Genomic DNA, 17,136 nt, shown 5'->3' on the forward strand with positions numbered 1-17,136 from the left:
AGTCGTCATCAAAGGGGGAAACATCATGAAAAAACAGGAAGTGAAGTACACGAAGGCATCAAAGGGGAACCGGTCTATGCTCATGGGCGCAGCCTTTTTAATGGCGACTTCCGCCATCGGACCGGGATTTTTAACACAAACGACTGTCTTCACGCAGCAGCTTGCGGCTAGCTTTGGATTTGTTATTCTCATCTCTATTTTGTTAGATATTTTTGCGCAAACCAATGTATGGCGCATCATCGCTGTGTCAGAAAAACGAGGGCAGGATATTGCAAATATGGTTCTGCCGGGTCTCGGATATGTACTGGCTGTTTTGATTGTCATGGGAGGGCTTGCCTTTAACATCGGAAATATCGCTGGTGCTGGTCTCGGTTTTCAGGTGATCACAGGAATTGATCCGCGAATTGGAGCAGCTATCAGTGCGGTTATTGCGATTCTGATCTTTGTGATCAAAGAGGCTGGAAAAGCAATGGACCGTTTCACACAGATAGCGGGCTTTGTCATGATCGGCTTGATGCTGTATGTGGCGATTTCAACAGCACCGCCTGTTGGGGAAGCGGCACTCAGAACCTTTGTCCCAAAAGAAATTGATATTTTATCGATTGTGACACTTGTCGGTGGGACAGTTGGCGGCTATATCGTTTTTGCTGGTGGACATCGTCTATTAGATGCTGGAATTAAAGGGAAGGATGCACTTCCTCAGGTGACCAAAAGCTCTGTTTTCGGCATCCTGATTACATCTGTGATGCGTGTCGCTTTATTTTTAGCCGTGCTAGGAGTGGTCTCAAAGGGCTTACAAATTGATCCGGCGAATCCGCCTGCTTCTGTATTCCAGTTAGCGTCTGGAAATGTTGGTTATAAAATGTTCGGGATCATTATGTGGGCAGCGGCCATTACATCGGTTATTGGAGCGGCTTACACGTCTGTTTCCTTCTTTAAAACCTTCTCACCAAAAATTGAGCAAAATCAACGTGGCATTATCATCGGTTTTATTGCTCTCTCGACTATTTGTTTTGTCACGATTGGACGACCTGTGAACATATTAGTTTTAGTTGGGGCGATCAATGCATTGATTTTACCTCTCGCACTTGGCACCTTGCTGGTAGCGGCTTATAAGAAAGACATTGTCGGGGATTATCGACATCCATTCTTTTTGACAGTATCAGGCGCATTTGTCGTTGTCATCATGGCATTGATGGGCGGGTATACCATTATCAATGAAATTCCAAAACTATGGAGCTGAATCGAATGAATATCTATCAAACATACGAGCCTTCACAGATCAGAGAGTTGATTCGTAAAAAAGAAATCACAGGACCAACGGCTGGTTTAGCAGAGGGATATGCTCAAGCCAATTTAATGATCGTCAAAAAAGAACTTGCCTTTGATTTTCTGTTGTTTTGTCAGCGTAATCCGGCTGCATGCCCCTTGCTTGATGTACTGGAGCCGGGTGATCCCGTGCCGAGAAAGTCAGCGCCCAAAGCGGATATTCGTACGGATTTTCCTAAATACCGTATTTACAGAAAGGGAATTCTTCAAGAAGAGGTGTCAGATATCTCTGCATATTGGGAGGATGATATGGTTGCCTTTCTCATCGGTTGCAGTTTTACGTTTGAGCATGCGCTCATGCTGAATGATATCCCTGTTCGCCATATTGAAAATGGTCATAACGTTCCGATGTATCAAACGAATATCGCTTGTGAAAGGGCGGGGGTATTTCATGGCCCGATGGTTGTCAGCATGAGGCCCATTCCGGCGCATCAGATCACAAGGAGTGTACAAGTGACATCTAGATTCCCATCAGTTCACGGCGGTCCCATCCATATAGGTGACCCAGCGATGATTGGAATTGCCAATGTGGATCAGCCGGACTTTGGAGAACCATCTATGATTAAAGAAGGAGAGGTCCCGGTGTTTTGGGCATGTGGTGTGACGCCGCAAGCCATCGTCATGCATACAAAACCAGAGATTGCGATTACCCATGCACCTGGCCATATGTTCATCACAGATCAACGAGATCAACAGCTCGGTGTGCTTTAGAAAGAGAGGGGTCCTCAAGTGGCATTTTCAACGATAAAAGATTCTTTCACCTTTCACCCGCTAGGAGATGCAGCGATCGTGATTCAAGCAGGAACAGACATATGTGAAGAAATTCATGAGCGCGTTGTGCAGTTGTTTTCATGTATTGAACAACATCCATTTGACGGATATGTGGAAGCTGTTCAAGCCTTTACAAACGTGACTGTTTTTTACGAGCCGTATACCGTTTATCAATCGGCGTCTCTTCAACAACAAGACGTATCTCCTTATGAATGGGTGAAAAGCTATATTGAAACACTCCTTGAAGAGAAATGGCAGGAAGGGACTCAGGGGAAGCGTCGCACCATCGACATACCGGTCTGTTACGGAGGAGAGCTGGGCCCTGATTTAAAAGAAGTCGCCCGGATCAATCGTTTAACACCAGAGGAAGTCGTGCGTATTCATACCGCAGGGAAGTATCTTGTCTATATGATTGGGTTTGCCCCAGGGTTTCCGTTTTTAGGCGGGCTGTCTGAAAAGATCGCAGCCCCGCGCAGAGAAACACCGAGAATGTCCATTCCAAAAGGATCTGTCGGCATTGCGGGAAAGCAGACCGGCGTTTACCCGATTTCCACACCTGGCGGCTGGCAGCTCATTGGACAAACTCCGCTGCCACTCTTTCGTCCAGACGAAAAAGTCCCAAGTTTATTGAGAGCAGGAGACGAAGTCAGATTTGTCCAAATGTCTGAAAAGGAATTTTTCAGCATGAAGGAGGCAGAACGTTGAGTATTCATGTCATCAAGCCAGGAATGTTCACAACCATTCAAGATAAAGGACGGAAAGGCTATCAAAAGTATGGCGTCTTAACGAGCGGCGGTATGGATGCGCTCTCGCTTAGAATTGCCAACATTCTCACAGGCAACGAGGAAAGCGAAGCCGTACTGGAAATCACATTAATGGGGCCGGGCCCTGTGTTGACGTGTCAAAAGGATGCGCTTATTGCAGTGACTGGCGCTGATGTGGAGATCGATATTGATGGAGAGCCAGCTCCTTTATGGAAACCATTCTTTGTTCGATCAGGAAGCACGCTCACCTTTGGGCCTTGTAAGAGGGGCTGCCGCTCTTACCTTGCTGTGGCAGGTGGATTTGATGTGGAGCCGATCATGGAGAGCAAAAGCACCTACGTGAGAGCAGGAATCGGTGGGCTGAACGGACGCCCGCTTGAAAAAGGAGACACCCTATCTATTGGAAAGCCTTCACTCGTAGCGAATCGATTGTCTAATAGACTCAAAAGCCATCTGAAACAGGCGGCGTACAGCGCACCTGATTGGACTGTCAGTCATACGCATTTTTTACCGCTGCGAAAATCGCCCGTGATTCGTGTGCTACCAGGGAGACATTTTTCTTTTTTTCAAGAATCATCTCAAAGCACCTTTTTCGAACAGCCTTTTCAGGTCACGCCTCAATCAGATCGCATGGGCTGTCGTTTGAAAGGGGAGCCAGTTCAATTAAAAGAAAAGCTTGAATTGATTTCTGAGGCAGTTGCCTTTGGTTCTATTCAAATTCCTCCTGACGGGCAGCCGATTATTCTGCTGGCAGATCGGCAAACAACAGGCGGATACCCGCGGATTGGAGAAGTTGCGACGGTTGATCTATCGCTCATTTCACAAGCGATGCCTGGTGCGAATTTGTATTTTAAGCGAATCGATCATCAGGATGCAGAGCAGGCGCTATTTAAGCAAGAAGCAGAACTGAAGGAACTGGCTGCCAGAATTAAGCTAGAAGCCTTCGTTTAGAAAAAGGGGATGGACATGCAGAACACAAATAAAACCGTTGTGAAATCAATGGAGATTTTGCGGTTGTTTATCGCCCATGATCAATTAACATTGAATGAAATGATCGAGCTCTCCGGCATGCCGAAAACGTCTGTGCACCGCATGGCGAGCTCGTTAACCGATATGGGATTATTAGAAAAACATGATTCAGGTGTTTATCGGTTAGGCCTGATGTTTCTAGAATACGGTCAGCTTGTGGCGGACCGCCTTGATATTCGGAGAATTGCAAGACCATTTATGGAAGGCTTGCGGGATGAAGTGGGAGAAGCTGTCCAGCTCATCGTTCGTGAAGGAGATGAAGCCATTTACGTGGATAAAATTGAAGGAACGCAGCCTGTTCGTCTCTATACCGCCGTCGGCAGGCGCTCTCCATTATATGCAGGTGCTTGTGCAAGAAGTATTCTCTCCTTTTTACCAGAAACAGAGAGACTTGCCTATATCGATTCGATTGAACTAGGGAAAATCGGAATCGGGACCATTACAGATAAAGCGGTTCTTCGAAACATACTGGAAGAATCAAATGAGCGGGGATATACGCTAAGCTATTCGGAGCTTGAAAATTATACAGCTGCAGTTGGAGCCCCTATTTTCAATCACCTTGGAGAAGTCACAGCAGGTATTAGCATTGCAGGGTTTGAAGCAGGCTATCAAAAAGAACGTCTTCCATACTTAATAGAACAAGTCAAAAAAGCCGCAAGCGGTATCTCCAGAGAATTAGGCTTTCATCTAAACAAATAAAAAGCCAATGACCGTAAAGATCATTGGCTTTTTGCGTGCAGTTTATTAGAAAGTTTTTCCTAAAGCTTTCGCACGTTCGATTGCATCTGCTTTAATTTGCTCTGCTTTCGCAGGCTCAGCATTGTGACCTTCAACGATAAGACCTTCGAAAGAAGGAATTCCGAAGAAGCTCGCGATTGTACCAAGGTAACGGTGACCTGCTTCAAGTTCAGCAGCAGGACCTTCAGTGTAGTATCCGCCACGTGCTTGGATGTGAAGAGCTTTTTTGTCTGTTAATAATCCAACAGGACCTTGCTCAGTGTATTTGAATGTTTTACCAGCTACAGCAACAGAGTCGATGTATGCTTTAAGAACTGGTGGGAATGAGAAGTTCCAAAGTGGTGAAACAAATACATATTTGTCAGCAGAAACGAATTGATCGCTTAATTCGTTTAGACGAGCAACTTTCGCTTGCTCTTCAGCTGAAAGTGTATCGAAGCCAGCACCTGATTGCAGTTTGCCCCAGCCAGCGAATACATCTGCATCAATGTGAGGGATGTTTTCTTTGTACAAGTCGATATGTACAACCTCGTCACTTGGGTTTGCTTCCTTATAAGATTCGATAAATGCTTTAGCAGTAGCCATACTGTAAGATACTGTTTCATCATGCGGATGTGCAGTGATGTATAAAACTTTTGCCATGTTTATTCAATCCTTTCTGTTTCAGTGTTTTTTTTAGTGTATCCCAAAGATACACTGAATATGTGGCATCTTTAATCATAGTGGAATGCTATGAAAAAGATGTAACAAGCACAGTTACATAAAAACTGATATTTTCATTGTAATCACAATGTAGTTTGAAGTCAAGGTATAAAGTCTCGAAATCAAGATAAAAAGTTTGTAAATTTTTCTGGAACGCATACAGGTGCAAATTTCATCATCTAAACCTATTCTTATTGAACAAAAAATGAGTCGATCTCGCAAGTAAAGAGTTTGAAAAGACGTCTTATGAAAAAAAGATGAATGCCTCTAAGTCATCTGCTACAAGCATCTGTTCTCCGATGTCGTATATATAAGAGAAGGCAGGAGAGAGTGAGGGATAAGAGTGGGACGATCCTATGTTGCAATTGGAGATTCCTTAACAGTTGGAGTGGGGGCGCGTTTATTTGGCGGTGGATTTGCTGAGCGGTATCAGTGGATGCTTGAAAAAAAGACACATGCGCCAGTCGAGCTGTCTGTATTTGCAAAGTCAGGGTTAACAACAGATCAGATTTTACAGTTGTTCAAACGATCTAATGTGAGACGTGCTATTGCAGCAGCTAATATCATCACCATCACAGGCTGTGGGAATGATCTTGTTCAAGCGATTCAGCAGTATGAAAAGGGTGAAGATGAAACGAAACTGCTGCAAGCGACGTTGCATTGCCAAGCAAATTTCAGCAAGATGATTCAAGAAATCGCTCAGATCAAAAGAGGACAGAAGCAGTCTTATTGCGTGTATCTCATGAATTTATATAATCCTTTTCCGCAAATACCTATAGCCGGACGATGGCTTCAGCAATACAATCATCAGCTTCGCTCGCTTGCTGCAAATCCGCATGTAGAAGTCGTGGATGTGTACCGGGCGTTTGAAGGACATGAACATGAGTACTTATCGATTGATCAATTTCATCCGAATCATAAGGGATATGAAGCAATGGCAAAAATATTGTTTCAACAATCCTGTAAACAGCTGTAATCCATTGTGATTGCAGTTTTTTTCATTCTTTTAAATAAAGGAGGGTTTCGATATGATAAAAGAAACGAAGGCGCAAGAGGTGTACAGGCATGGAGGAGATCAGTGCATATTTTCATGAAATGACAGGAACCGCTTATGAAGTGGGGAAGCAGCAGGCTGTCTGGATGAAGACGCAAGGGCTACAGACCCAATACATTCGAACAGAACCGCTTGAAAAAGAGGCTTTGAAAGAAACGAAGCAGATGATTCGCCCATATCTTCCTCAGTTAGAAGAAGAGATTGCTGGTTTTTGTGATGAAATGCAACTGGAGGAGCGTTATTTGACCTTTTTCTATTCATCTCATCTACAGCCAGGCTGTTCCCACTGTGTGAGGCAGGGAAATATGGCGGCAGGTCAACAAACGGTCATGTTACGTAACTATGATTTCTCCCCGATATTTGATGATATGCGTCTTGTGACGACACATGTGAAAGGCCTGCCATATCATACAGGCTCGTCGCTGCTCTTGTTTGGCAGATCTGATGGGATGAATGAGCATGGTCTTTCTGTCACATTCTCTGCATGTGGTCCGCCGATTGGAAATGAACCCGGTTTAAAGCCTCCATCAGTTGCCGGTTTGCAAGTGTATCATGTGATACGGTCTGTTCTGGAAAGCTGTCAAACGGTTGAGGAAGCCATTTTCTCTATTCAGGAAATGCCTGTTGCCTCTAATGTTCACCTCATGTTTGCCGATCGAAAAGGAGAAGCGGCTGTGATAGAAATCATTGATGGCCGCAAAATGGTGAGAAGACCGGAGACAGGGTTTATTGCAGCCACAAATCATCCGCTTGCTGATCAAACAGCAAAAGGAATGACGAAACAGCATTCTGTTGTCAGATACGACATGTTAATGGAAGCTTTAGTACAAAGGCAATCAAGTGATTCTCTTGCGAAGCTATTCCAGACAGAATATCCTGATGGTCTGGCTGTGCACAATTATGAAGAGCTGTTTGGAACAATGCGAACCGTCATCTTTCGCCCAGAAGAAGGAACGATGGATTATTGCTTTGGCTCTCCCGTATACAATCCGACGTATTCTTTAAAAGCAGGGGGTTTACTGCCTTTCCATGAACAGAAGGTTCAATTTCATCAAAAGGATTATGGACCGTCATTTTGGAGAAACGTATAACTAGACATTGTATTTAATTTTGTCACAGCCTATGTGCCAAAGTCAGATCAACTTAAGATTGCGTCGTTTGTTGAAAGCGTTTTATATTAAAGTGTGACAATAGACCTATTTTTGCAGAAGGAGGCATTTCATGTACATAACGGCACGAGAACAGAAAATCATCAAATACATCATTCAACAAAATCGTTATGTCACCATTCGTGAGATAGCCGAATCTGTTCAGGTGAGTACAAGAACGATTCATAGAGAACTAAAATCGATTAAACCTATATTAAAGAATTATGATCTTTCATTAGATAAACAGCCGGGGAAAGGCTTGAAGGCCGTCGGCGAACAGGAGGATAAACAGCGGCTTCTTGCTCATATGTCAAATGAGGATCAAATTGAATATAGCTCTGACGAACGGAAACTCTTAATATTATGTGCACTACTTGAAGCAAAAGAACCAGTGAAATTATATACACTCGCTGCCGATTTGCAGGTTACAAATGCGACCATCAGCTATGACTTAGATGAACTGACGGAATGGATCGCGCCTTACGGTTTGCAGTTGATCCGAAAACGCGGGTATGGCATTGAATTAAAAGGACCGGAGGAAGCGAAACGAAAGATTGTCGGCAACCTTATTGTCGACCGGCTCGATATTCAATTGTTTTTAGAAACGATTGAAATGAATATCAAACATCGAACGAAAGCGACGGAAAAGGTGTTTGGCGTTGTGAGCAGAGGACAGCTGCTAAAAGTAGAACGCCTGCTTTTTCATTTAAAAAATAGACTGTCACTCTCTTTATCTGATAGCGCCTATATTGCGCTTGTCGTTCACTTAACCTATGCTATTGAACGGATTCAGCTTGGCGAAACCATTCGAATGGAAGAGGAAGAGCTGCTTGAACTAAAGCGGACGAAAGAATTTGAATCATCATTGCGAATCGCAAGAGCACTTGAACGCATGTTTAATGTCGTGATCCCCGAAGCAGAGGTTGGTTATATGACCATCCATCTGCGCAGTGCCAACCGCAGCTTTGGGGCAGAATACCGGATTGATGAAATCGAGCTGGATATCGCGATTAGAACGAAGAAACTCATTGATTTTATTTCAAATAAAACCGGCTACCATTTAAATGAGAATGATTCATTGTATGAGGGACTCGTATCTCATCTCGAACCCGCCATGAACCGTTTAAAGGAAAAGATGAGAATCTATAATCCACTTACACAACAAATTAAAAAGGACTACTTTCTACTTTTCATGGCGATTGAAGAAGGAGTCGAGCGTTTCTTTCCAGAGATTGCATTTCCAGAGGATGAAATCGCTTTTATTGTGCTTCACTTTGGCTCAGTGCTTGAAATTAAAAAAGAAGAAACGAACATTCATGCATTGGTCGTGTGTTCAAGCGGAATCGGTTCGTCCAAAATGCTCGCTTCTCGTTTAAAAAAGGAATTGCCAGAAATCGCTGAATTCGATCTGTCTTCCTTGATTGAGCTAAAAGAAATCGATGCATCAAGCTATGACATGATTGTCTCGACCGTCCCTATCCCATATGAGCATATCGATTACATCATGGTCAGTCCGCTCCTAAACGAGGATGATGCGATGCGTGTGAAGGCTCATATAAAACGAAAGATCCCTTATATCATTGAGAAAAAAAGAATGAAAGAAGCCGACAAAGAATCGGTGCAAGAATCCGTGAATATGATGGTGGTAGCAGAGCAGGTGACGAATTACATGTCTGTGATTCGTAGCATTTTGTCCCATTTTACCATCGAAAAAAGAAAGGCGATGCCGCAGCATGAGGCAACCATCAAGCAGCTGCTTCGTCAGCTTGAAGAGGAAGGATTTATCACACATGCGGATGAGGTAGCAAGTGGTTTACTAGAACGTGAACAGCAAGGTGGTTTAGGAATTCCTGGTACCGAGTTTGCTCTTTTTCATTTAAAGCATGCATTCATCAAGGAACCAATCTTTCATATGTATGATCTTGATCAGGCATACGAGGTCAAAAGCATGGATGGCGGGCAGCAGCAGATGTCAAGAATGCTCATGATGTTGGCGCCGCAAGAGCTAGGCAAGGAAGGGTCAGAAATGTTTAGTCTGATCAGTTCATCCATCATTGAAAGTGAGGAAAGCATGACGCTTTATGGTCATGGATCAAAGGAAGATATAGAACAGAAATTGCATCAGCTGTTCTATCAATTTGTAAAAGAAGCAAAATGGTAAGAAAAAAAGCCGAGCGCTTATTCGCTTCTCGGCTTTTTGGCTGTGACACAGACAGCAAGCGTTGGACGAATCTCCTCATACTCAACAGAAAAATGGTCAAACCCCGCAAACTGTAGATCATTCAATATGTTTTCACCCATCTCTTTTGTCCGACTGGCATCAGCACCTTTTTCTCTTGGCTGCATCACAATGACGAGTTTTCCGCCGGGTTTCAACGTGTGATAAAGGTTGAGCAGGCCAGTCTTTGGATCATCCCAAATCGTAAAGTTGTTCACTGACAGTACTTTGTCATACTGTTCTCCCGGCAAACGTGTTTTCTCAATTTTTCCTACATATAGACGAACTTGTTTGTCTTTTGAGCGTTTGTTGACGCGGGACTGTGCTTGCTCCTGCATGGTGGAGGAAGCATCTAGTCCATCAATGTGAAGATCGTCATAATGCTTGAGCATATGCTTGATGCTGTAGCCAGGCCCATAGCCGATTTCCAAAATGTTTTCACCATCTGACAAATCTAAATGCTGGATCGCCCATTGATTCAGTGCCTTATTTTCATTTGCCATAATAAAACCTGCGATGCTTCCGAGCCAGCCTTTTGGTCTGCTAAAGGTTTTCGAAATGGTTGACAGCATGTGAGAACGCTCCTTTTTATTGATCATGTAACCGATTTTATCCATCTTGAAACATGCCAATTTTCAAAACGCATCTGTGCCACATAATGATGTTTGAGTGAAAAAATGAGGTGGTAATGAAAGGATACATCAACAAATCAAGGAGGAGCTTACTCATGGATTTACGTGAATATTTAACAAATGGCATTCCGCGCCAAACACAGGATCAGCAGCCAGGCAGTGAAAGGGAAATGAATCCTGCGCCGATCTTTGAAGACGAATCCTATCAAGGGTCTGGCAAGCTTAAAGGGAAAGTTGCATTGATTACAGGCGGAGATAGTGGAATTGGACGTGCTGTATCTGTTGCCTATGCAAAAGAAGGGGCACATGTCGCCATCGTGTACTTAAATGAACATAATGATGCAAAGGATACACAAAAGCGCGTAGAACAGGAAGGCGTCAAATGTTTAACGATTGCAGGAGATGTCGGTGACGAAGCCTTTTGCGAGAAAGCGGTAGAAAAAACAGTTGAAGCCTTTGGGCAATTAGATATCTTAGTGAATAATGCGGCTGAACAGCACCCGAAAGAACGGATTCAGGATATTTCTAGTGAACAGCTTCACCAAACGTTTAGAACCAACTTCTATTCCTATTTTTATTTTACGAAGAAAGCACTGGATTACTTAAAACCGGGAAGTTCAATTATTAATACAACATCCATTAACCCATATCGAGGCAACAAAGTGCTGATTGATTATACGGCGACAAAAGGGGCCATCAACGGCTTTACGCGTTCTATGGCACAATCGCTTGTGAAAGATGGAATTCGGGTGAACGGAGTAGCGCCGGGCCCGATTTGGACGCCGCTCATTCCATCTACATTTGATGAGGATAGTGTGGAAAGCTTCGGGGCAGAAACACCGATGGGAAGACCAGGACAGCCTGTAGAGCATGTTGGTTGCTATGTGCTGCTTGCTTCTGACGAATCGTCTTATATGACAGGACAAACACTTCACGTCAACGGCGGTTCCTTTATGAATACATGATCAAAAGCGCACCGCCCACTTGATTGGGCGGTGTTTAGTATTTCTTGCGATTCTTCTGCACAGATGAGACAGACCATACGATAATGCCCACAACAACTGCCGCAATGACAAGTGAACTTAAATGGAACATTGTTTCATGATGCATGTTCAACTTCTCCCTTCATTGAGCCTGTTTTCTATAGCATCAGCTAGAAGATCTCTTTTTATGAAAAACACATTTCTTTGTTTAATGAATGGCTTGTCGTGGAAACCTAAGAGTACGGATGAAATTTGAAGGAGTGAAACGATATGTCACAAGAAGAATTAAAACAAAAGGTATTAAGCCTATTAGATGAACAAAAGGTCGGAACACTCGCGACCGTTGAACAGGATAAGCCGCATACCCGCTACATGACTTTTTTCCATGAGGGACTGACATTATATACACCAACAAGTAAAGAAACACATAAAGCAGACGAAATTGAAAAAAACCCGAATGTGCATATTCTCATTGGGTATTCAGGTGAAGGATTCGGTGACACATATGCAGAAATCGCAGGTACCGCTACATTAACCGACGATCCAGAACTGATCGACCGCCTTTGGTCTGAGGAAATGGAGAAATGGTTTAAAGGAAAAGATGATCCGAACCTAGTGATTCTGAAGATTGATCCGACCTCCATTCGTTACATGAATGAAGGAAGCCGTACGCCAGCAGAATTATCACTTTAACACTTGCGAAAAATGGGGGAACGTGTTATAGTTTGATATTAAGTGTTGAAATAAGCAAATAAATAAAGAAAGTAAACTTTCTTTTTTCTATGACATAATGAGAAGCAATAGAGCTTCTACTAGATAAGAACGAGACGCTGTCAAAGCGAACAAACTTATTCTTTTCCTTCTGCACCCGCCCCCTATAAAAGCGGAAGAGTGGAAAAAAGACGTTTTGATTTACAATTCACACTGGCACGGCTTCGGAGCCGTAAGGACGAATGAGAGGTAGGGCTTTCGTTGTCTTGTTATCCAGAACTTCCATGGCGTTTACTTTCAAACGTAGGTTCATTCGGAACACATATGACACACTGATATGATCGAATCTTAATTCATACACTCCGTAACGGAGATCACACATTGATTATTTATTTGCATGATAAAAGCAAGGAAGAGGCTGCCATCTATTTGGCAGCCTTTTTCATTGGGTTAAACAATAAAACCCCGAAACCAACAAGCCCGAGAAAAGGGAAAATGAAGCTAGAAACCAAACGCATAGCGTCCGCTTCAAAAGGCTTCGACATCAAAAATAGGCCAATGATCGCACAGGTGATCACAGTGAACAAGGCGAGTTTCATGATCAATCACTTCGGCCTTTCTTCTGATACTGCCAAATCCTCCGAATAAAGAAGAACATCACCGCAAACAAAATAGAAAAGATGAACATATCTAGGAGTGTCACACCTTTATTTGGGTGCACGATGCCAAACCAAACCCATTGCAGAACAAAAGAGATAGCAAAATAACTGATGGATTCTTTCATAATTTTCCCCGTTTCACTTATTTTTTTGACCTTTTTGCCACAACAGCCAAATGAAGAAGGAACCGATGACACATGATAGTAAAGTGACAGGCGGCAAGGTATGCCAGCTAGTCAGCGCCTTTACAAAACACATATAAAAAAAGAAAATGGAAATGGATACAAGCACCCATTGCTTGAACCAACGAGGAACACGCAGCCAAGCCGCTAGAATGATCGATGATAGCTTATCCATTGAGATAACATCCTTTTTTCGAATCTGATTGGATTTTATCGCAAATAACCAAGTTTGTAAAATATGGATTTGGAAAGTTAGAATGGTATTCTTCTAGCATGAAACATTCTCGCTGCACTAACGTATAAGGTAAAGGAACCTCATGAAAGGAAGCGATCAAGTGAAAAGAATACCAGTGATTTTCCTCAGGTATATTGTCTTCTTTATTCCAGCAATCATTCTTAGTTTCTTGGTGTGGAACCATTACCAAGATGATTTGTCAGCAGGGAAAGCGACGCAATATGACATCAGACGAATATTTACATTTGATGAAGGGAAACGAGTGGTGAGTGCTGTATCAAAAGACCAGCAACTCCGTTTTGTAATGTATGATCCTCAATCAGGAAAAATAATCAGTGAATGGACCACGGAAAGCGATACGTTTAATGAAATGCTGCCATCCATTCAAGGTAACAATCTCTTACTTGCTTTAAAAAATAAAGAGGGGCAGCTTTTGATCGAGAAACTAACGCCTAGCGGAGAAAAGAAAGAGCTCATTAAACAAAACTTGCAGATACCCTCGTTTTTAAAAACGAATACATATCAATGGAATGGACGGCTTGTGTTTACAGGAGAAATGGAAGGTGCCGCTATCGTCCTAGGTGAGCTAAAGAATGGTCAGTTTTTTCATGTGCACAATCTCAACAAACTGAACCTGCCAGCAAGACCCGTTTCCATCGATGCCGTCATGAACTCCTTTAGAGGCCAGACGCCTATACCTATATTTGAATTGACTTTAAAAAATGACCAGAAAGCATATGTCAGCGGAGTCTCAAACGATAAGCATCAGCTTGGGGTCTATGTCTCCAAAAACGCTGAACCGTTTAGCCTCATTCAAGATAAAGTGGAGAAGCAGCTAGCAAAAACAATCGGAACATCCCAAAACTTTGCCGTCGCTGTCGAATCTAACTATCCAAAAAGACCAAGGAAAGTGAATGCAGAGGGAGGGCTTGGTGAAGTCGTCCCAACACCAAAACCGATTTATCAAACCTTTATCTACCAGCTTAATGAAGAAGAAGTTCTTCTTGTAGGCTCTACAGCAAAGGACGAAGCAAAAGGCAAGCTGACAGGTTATATTTATAACCACCGCACGAATAAGACAACATCTGTCAGCAAGCTTTTTCAGTCGTTTTCATATGAAAATTTAAACAGAGAAGGACTATTTTTCCATAAAAATGTGAAAAGTGATTGGATCTATTATTCATTCGAAAATCAATTAACGGGTGCATTTGAGACGAAAAGCAAACAGCTAAAGGAATTTCCTTTGCAAAAAGTCATCTCAATCGAAAACGCAAGCCCTGCTCACCAAACATCATTTGACACCTTTATGCAATATGTCATGAAAGGCGGACCGCTCATTCTCAACTGGGCACTATGGCTGTTTATTCCATTGCTGTTATTTGTACTAGCCATCTTCCTGCCGCCGATTTTGAGATTGGTGAGAAACAACAAAATCAAAGACAGTGTCACATTAGAAGCCAATATTGTATCTGTCAAAGAAACAGGCACCTACATCAACGAACAGCCGCTTGTTAAAATGCAGTTGCAATTTCAATATGATGGGCAAAACATCGAGAAGACGGTTAAAACGGTTGTATCCTATACCCAGATACCACAGCCGGGTCAGCGTATCGCCATTCTCTATAATCCGCAGAAGAAAAAGGCGATGCTCTTAAAAGAGGGGGACTTCTCCCAGACAAGTGAGCCAAAGTTCATCAAAGGCGCTGTTTTAAGAAACATAGAATCATATGGAACCGTAGGACGAGGCACGGTCTTATCGCTTACATTTGAAGCAGATCAGAAAAAATATACCATTCCGATGATTCAAGCCAATGGTTTTGAATATAGAACAGGAGAAAAAGCCGATCTCGTCGACATCAGCGGTCAGTTGAAAATGGCAGCCTATGGCCATGAAGTGCGGAATCGATCGGGGAAAGACGTGACATTAACAGGAACCATCCAGCGGGTGAAGCAATATCCAGTCACGATTCATAATCAGAAACCTATTATGCTGGATGTGATGGTTTCTAGCGGAGATCAGTCCATTACAAAAACGGTCAGTCAATTCATCCCTGACCATATGGAGGTTGCGCCAGGAACTCAAATCACGATGCAGACAAAACAAGAAGAGCTGGATAAAGAAATCAGTCTTATGCAAGAGAAACAAGGAAGTGCAAAAGTGACCCATGTCGCATTTTCTGGTGTCATCGGCAATCAGCCGTTAGCGACCATTCAGATTGAGAGAGATGGCGTGATGTATGAAGTGAAACAGCCAATCGATCCAATTACTAGCGTACTGCCAGGTGATGAATTATGGGTGGCATATCACGAAATGACACGTCAAGCAGCCATTGTGAAATATGCATCAATTTAAAAAATACTTTAGCGTGTAGATAAACCCTCGCATTCGGTTTCAGTCCTGCGTGCTGTTGCTTGCGAATGTCAAATTTCGCTCCGCTTCAGTACTCGTCCTTTCTAGGGCTGCAAAGGTTTTCTATCACGCTGAAAAGAAGAAAAAGGGCTAAAACGAATTTCGTTTTAGCCCTTTTTGATTAAGCTTTTGTATCATACTGGCGAAGCACCTTATCATAGGCGAAGTTGCCGAAAGGAATGAAAGCCGCAAAAAAACCAGCGATCGACCATTTCAAATGCCAGCGAACTTTAAAGGTCACATATGCCAAAATAAGCATATAGATGACAAACAATGCGCCATGAAGAGAGCCTACAATGGTGACTGCCATCGGAATATCCGCAAAATATTTCAGAGGCATGGCAATTAAAAGAAGGGTTAAAAGAGACATACCCTCAATAAAACCCGCCTGTCGAAGACGGCTAATACTTGTATGCATATACAAATCCTCCTGTATAAAAGCTAGTTTCTCATCTTCTAATATAAACGAAAGAACGTCTGGACATGCTGAAATCTACGAAAAATTCAAAATATGTTCATGTAATGCTTAAAAAATGGGAAAAAGGAAAAATCACTTAATCCTTGTTTGTTTCAGAGAGTACTTGCTTTAAGTGCATCACATCATGTAACAAATGATTCGTCATCGCTTGAACGGCTTCTGTGGAGCGGCGCTCTTTCATTTCAGAATAAATGGCAGCATGCTCAGTTTGAATCGTCTCAGCACGCGCCCCGCCGCTAAAATGAAAGATACGGCAAAAATGAATCAGTGCGTTCACATGATTCAATTGTTTATATAAGCGGTGATTGTGGCTCGCTAAAATGATTTTTTGATGAAAGGCTTCATGTAACTGGACGATGTCTTTAGATGGTAGTTGCTGTTTGATTGCTTCGTCTGCCTGCGTGAGGACCTGCTCAATTTCATCGAGCTCTTTTTGCGCGGCTTCTTTGCATGCAAGCTCAACAGCAAGCGTTTCTAAGGCAATTCGAATTTGATAAAGCTCCTCGACATCTTCTTCCGATAACGTATAAATAGAGTAGCCTGACCGATGATCAGCGATCAAGAGCTCATCTTTTTCTAAAAGCCTCATCGCCTCTCTCACCGGTGATCGGCTTACACCAAATTGTTTGGCAAGCTGTGTCTCATTGATGCGTTCCCCTGGCTGAAACTGTCCATCAAAAATCATCTGCTTCAACTGTTCATAAAATTGCATATGGTATGGTGCTGGTCTTTCCATCTCGAATGAATTCATTCTGTCATTCCCTCATTTACACATCATCTTTTGTCTCATGTTATCCAAGTTTTTCCCTCTAGGCAAGCCTGTCTTGGAAAAGTCAATATCGTACAATTCAAGAGAAAAAGGGTGTTCAGTGAAAACGAGTGTATATATTTATGGCGTTCCTATTATTACGATGGTCATTTCAATGATCGTTCTTCATGAAAGATTGACCCTCATGTCAGCACTCGGTACGGTACTGACCTTAGGCGGGCTAGTGCTTTCGGATAAAAAAAGTGCGAGGAGGAAGAAGGAGAACCCGTCGATGCTTTTCCAGGATAAACAGGCGCTTTGATCAAAAAAGTGCCCTTATCCATT

General features: G+C 42.9%; 18 protein-coding genes. 13 read left to right on the top strand and 5 right to left on the bottom strand.

Annotation, left to right across the window (positions count from 1 at the left end):
* Positions 1–25 precede the first annotated feature (25 nt).
* Genes NKR21_RS02210 through NKR21_RS02230 form a run of 5 tightly spaced genes read left to right on the top strand, consistent with a single transcriptional unit; the run spans position 26 to position 4,592 of the window.
* The gene (locus tag NKR21_RS02210) at positions 26–1,243 is read left to right on the top strand and encodes an NRAMP family divalent metal transporter (protein WP_088004184.1); all 1,218 of its coding nucleotides are present in this window, start codon (positions 26–28) and stop codon (positions 1,241–1,243) included.
* Positions 1,244–1,248: 5 nt separating this feature from the next.
* Positions 1,249–2,040 carry a putative hydro-lyase gene (locus tag NKR21_RS02215; RefSeq protein ID WP_119124417.1) on the top strand — a complete coding sequence of 264 codons (792 nt, stop codon included), beginning with the start codon at positions 1,249–1,251 and terminating at the stop codon, positions 2,038–2,040.
* A gap of 18 nt (positions 2,041–2,058) precedes the next feature.
* Positions 2,059–2,805: a 5-oxoprolinase subunit PxpB gene (pxpB, locus tag NKR21_RS02220; protein ID WP_119124418.1), complete on the top strand. Its 747-nt coding sequence runs from the start codon at positions 2,059–2,061 to the stop codon at positions 2,803–2,805.
* The gene (locus NKR21_RS02225) at positions 2,802–3,815 is read left to right on the top strand and encodes a 5-oxoprolinase subunit C family protein (protein WP_144457031.1); all 1,014 of its coding nucleotides are present in this window, start codon (positions 2,802–2,804) and stop codon (positions 3,813–3,815) included. Before pxpB ends, NKR21_RS02225 begins: the two co-directional genes overlap by 4 nt.
* A gap of 15 nt (positions 3,816–3,830) precedes the next feature.
* The gene (locus NKR21_RS02230) at positions 3,831–4,592 is read left to right on the top strand and encodes an IclR family transcriptional regulator (protein ID WP_012008947.1); all 762 of its coding nucleotides are present in this window, start codon (positions 3,831–3,833) and stop codon (positions 4,590–4,592) included.
* 45 nt (positions 4,593–4,637) lie between these two features.
* Here the strand turns inward: NKR21_RS02230 and NKR21_RS02235 are convergent, their stop codons facing one another.
* Positions 4,638–5,273, bottom strand: a complete 636-nt coding sequence (locus NKR21_RS02235) for an FMN-dependent NADH-azoreductase (protein ID WP_003214444.1) — start codon at positions 5,271–5,273, stop codon at positions 4,638–4,640.
* Between the two features lie 403 nt (positions 5,274–5,676).
* Here NKR21_RS02235 and NKR21_RS02240 point away from each other — a divergent pair, with 403 nt between their 5' ends.
* The 3 genes from NKR21_RS02240 (at position 5,677) to NKR21_RS02250 (ending at position 9,696) form a co-directional block, all read left to right on the top strand.
* Positions 5,677–6,309: a GDSL-type esterase/lipase family protein gene (locus NKR21_RS02240; RefSeq protein WP_012008948.1), complete on the top strand. Its 633-nt coding sequence runs from the start codon at positions 5,677–5,679 to the stop codon at positions 6,307–6,309.
* An 89-nt stretch (positions 6,310–6,398) separates the two neighbouring features.
* The gene (locus NKR21_RS02245) at positions 6,399–7,478 is read left to right on the top strand and encodes a C45 family autoproteolytic acyltransferase/hydrolase (RefSeq protein ID WP_012008949.1); all 1,080 of its coding nucleotides are present in this window, start codon (positions 6,399–6,401) and stop codon (positions 7,476–7,478) included.
* A gap of 130 nt (positions 7,479–7,608) precedes the next feature.
* On the top strand, positions 7,609–9,696 hold the full coding sequence (locus NKR21_RS02250; RefSeq protein ID WP_012008950.1) for a BglG family transcription antiterminator: 2,088 nt from the start codon (positions 7,609–7,611) through the stop codon (positions 9,694–9,696).
* Between the two features lie 17 nt (positions 9,697–9,713).
* On the opposite strand, the gene NKR21_RS02255 is transcribed toward NKR21_RS02250, so the two are convergent.
* On the bottom strand, positions 9,714–10,325 hold the full coding sequence (locus NKR21_RS02255; protein ID WP_041815174.1) for a class I SAM-dependent methyltransferase: 612 nt from the start codon (positions 10,323–10,325) through the stop codon (positions 9,714–9,716).
* Positions 10,326–10,480: 155 nt separating this feature from the next.
* Here NKR21_RS02255 and NKR21_RS02260 point away from each other — a divergent pair, with 155 nt between their 5' ends.
* From NKR21_RS02260 to NKR21_RS02270, 3 genes are all read left to right on the top strand, one after another.
* A complete protein-coding gene (locus NKR21_RS02260; RefSeq protein ID WP_012008952.1) occupies positions 10,481–11,350 on the top strand; it encodes an SDR family oxidoreductase in 870 nt (289 codons plus the stop codon).
* A 288-nt stretch (positions 11,351–11,638) separates the two neighbouring features.
* Entirely contained in the window at positions 11,639–12,061 is a 423-nt protein-coding gene (locus NKR21_RS02265; RefSeq protein ID WP_012008953.1) for a pyridoxamine 5'-phosphate oxidase family protein, read from the top strand.
* A gap of 399 nt (positions 12,062–12,460) precedes the next feature.
* Positions 12,461–12,727 carry a hypothetical protein gene (locus NKR21_RS02270; RefSeq protein WP_041815177.1) on the top strand — a complete coding sequence of 89 codons (267 nt, stop codon included), beginning with the start codon at positions 12,461–12,463 and terminating at the stop codon, positions 12,725–12,727.
* 149 nt (positions 12,728–12,876) lie between these two features.
* On the opposite strand, the gene NKR21_RS02275 is transcribed toward NKR21_RS02270, so the two are convergent.
* On the bottom strand, positions 12,877–13,095 hold the full coding sequence (locus NKR21_RS02275) for a hypothetical protein (protein WP_012008955.1): 219 nt from the start codon (positions 13,093–13,095) through the stop codon (positions 12,877–12,879).
* 160 nt (positions 13,096–13,255) lie between these two features.
* Between NKR21_RS02275 and NKR21_RS02280 the strand changes: the two genes are divergently transcribed.
* Positions 13,256–15,508, top strand: a complete 2,253-nt coding sequence (locus NKR21_RS02280; protein ID WP_225970051.1) for a hypothetical protein — start codon at positions 13,256–13,258, stop codon at positions 15,506–15,508.
* Positions 15,509–15,686: 178 nt separating this feature from the next.
* On the opposite strand, the gene NKR21_RS02285 is transcribed toward NKR21_RS02280, so the two are convergent.
* Together NKR21_RS02285 and NKR21_RS02290 are read right to left on the bottom strand one after the other, a co-directional pair.
* Positions 15,687–15,983 carry a DUF3817 domain-containing protein gene (locus NKR21_RS02285; RefSeq protein WP_008347156.1) on the bottom strand — a complete coding sequence of 99 codons (297 nt, stop codon included), beginning with the start codon at positions 15,981–15,983 and terminating at the stop codon, positions 15,687–15,689.
* 136 nt (positions 15,984–16,119) lie between these two features.
* A complete protein-coding gene (locus tag NKR21_RS02290) occupies positions 16,120–16,794 on the bottom strand; it encodes a GntR family transcriptional regulator (protein ID WP_012008957.1) in 675 nt (224 codons plus the stop codon).
* Positions 16,795–16,912: 118 nt separating this feature from the next.
* Here NKR21_RS02290 and NKR21_RS02295 point away from each other — a divergent pair, with 118 nt between their 5' ends.
* Positions 16,913–17,113 (top strand): EamA family transporter, encoded by a 201-nt coding sequence (locus NKR21_RS02295; protein ID WP_253602413.1) that lies wholly within the window; start codon positions 16,913–16,915, stop codon positions 17,111–17,113.
* The last annotated feature ends 23 nt before the right edge of the window (positions 17,114–17,136 follow it).

It is taken from the genome of Bacillus sp. 1735sda2 (assembly GCF_024159245.1).
Lineage (GTDB): Bacteria > Bacillota > Bacilli > Bacillales > Bacillaceae > Bacillus > Bacillus pumilus_O.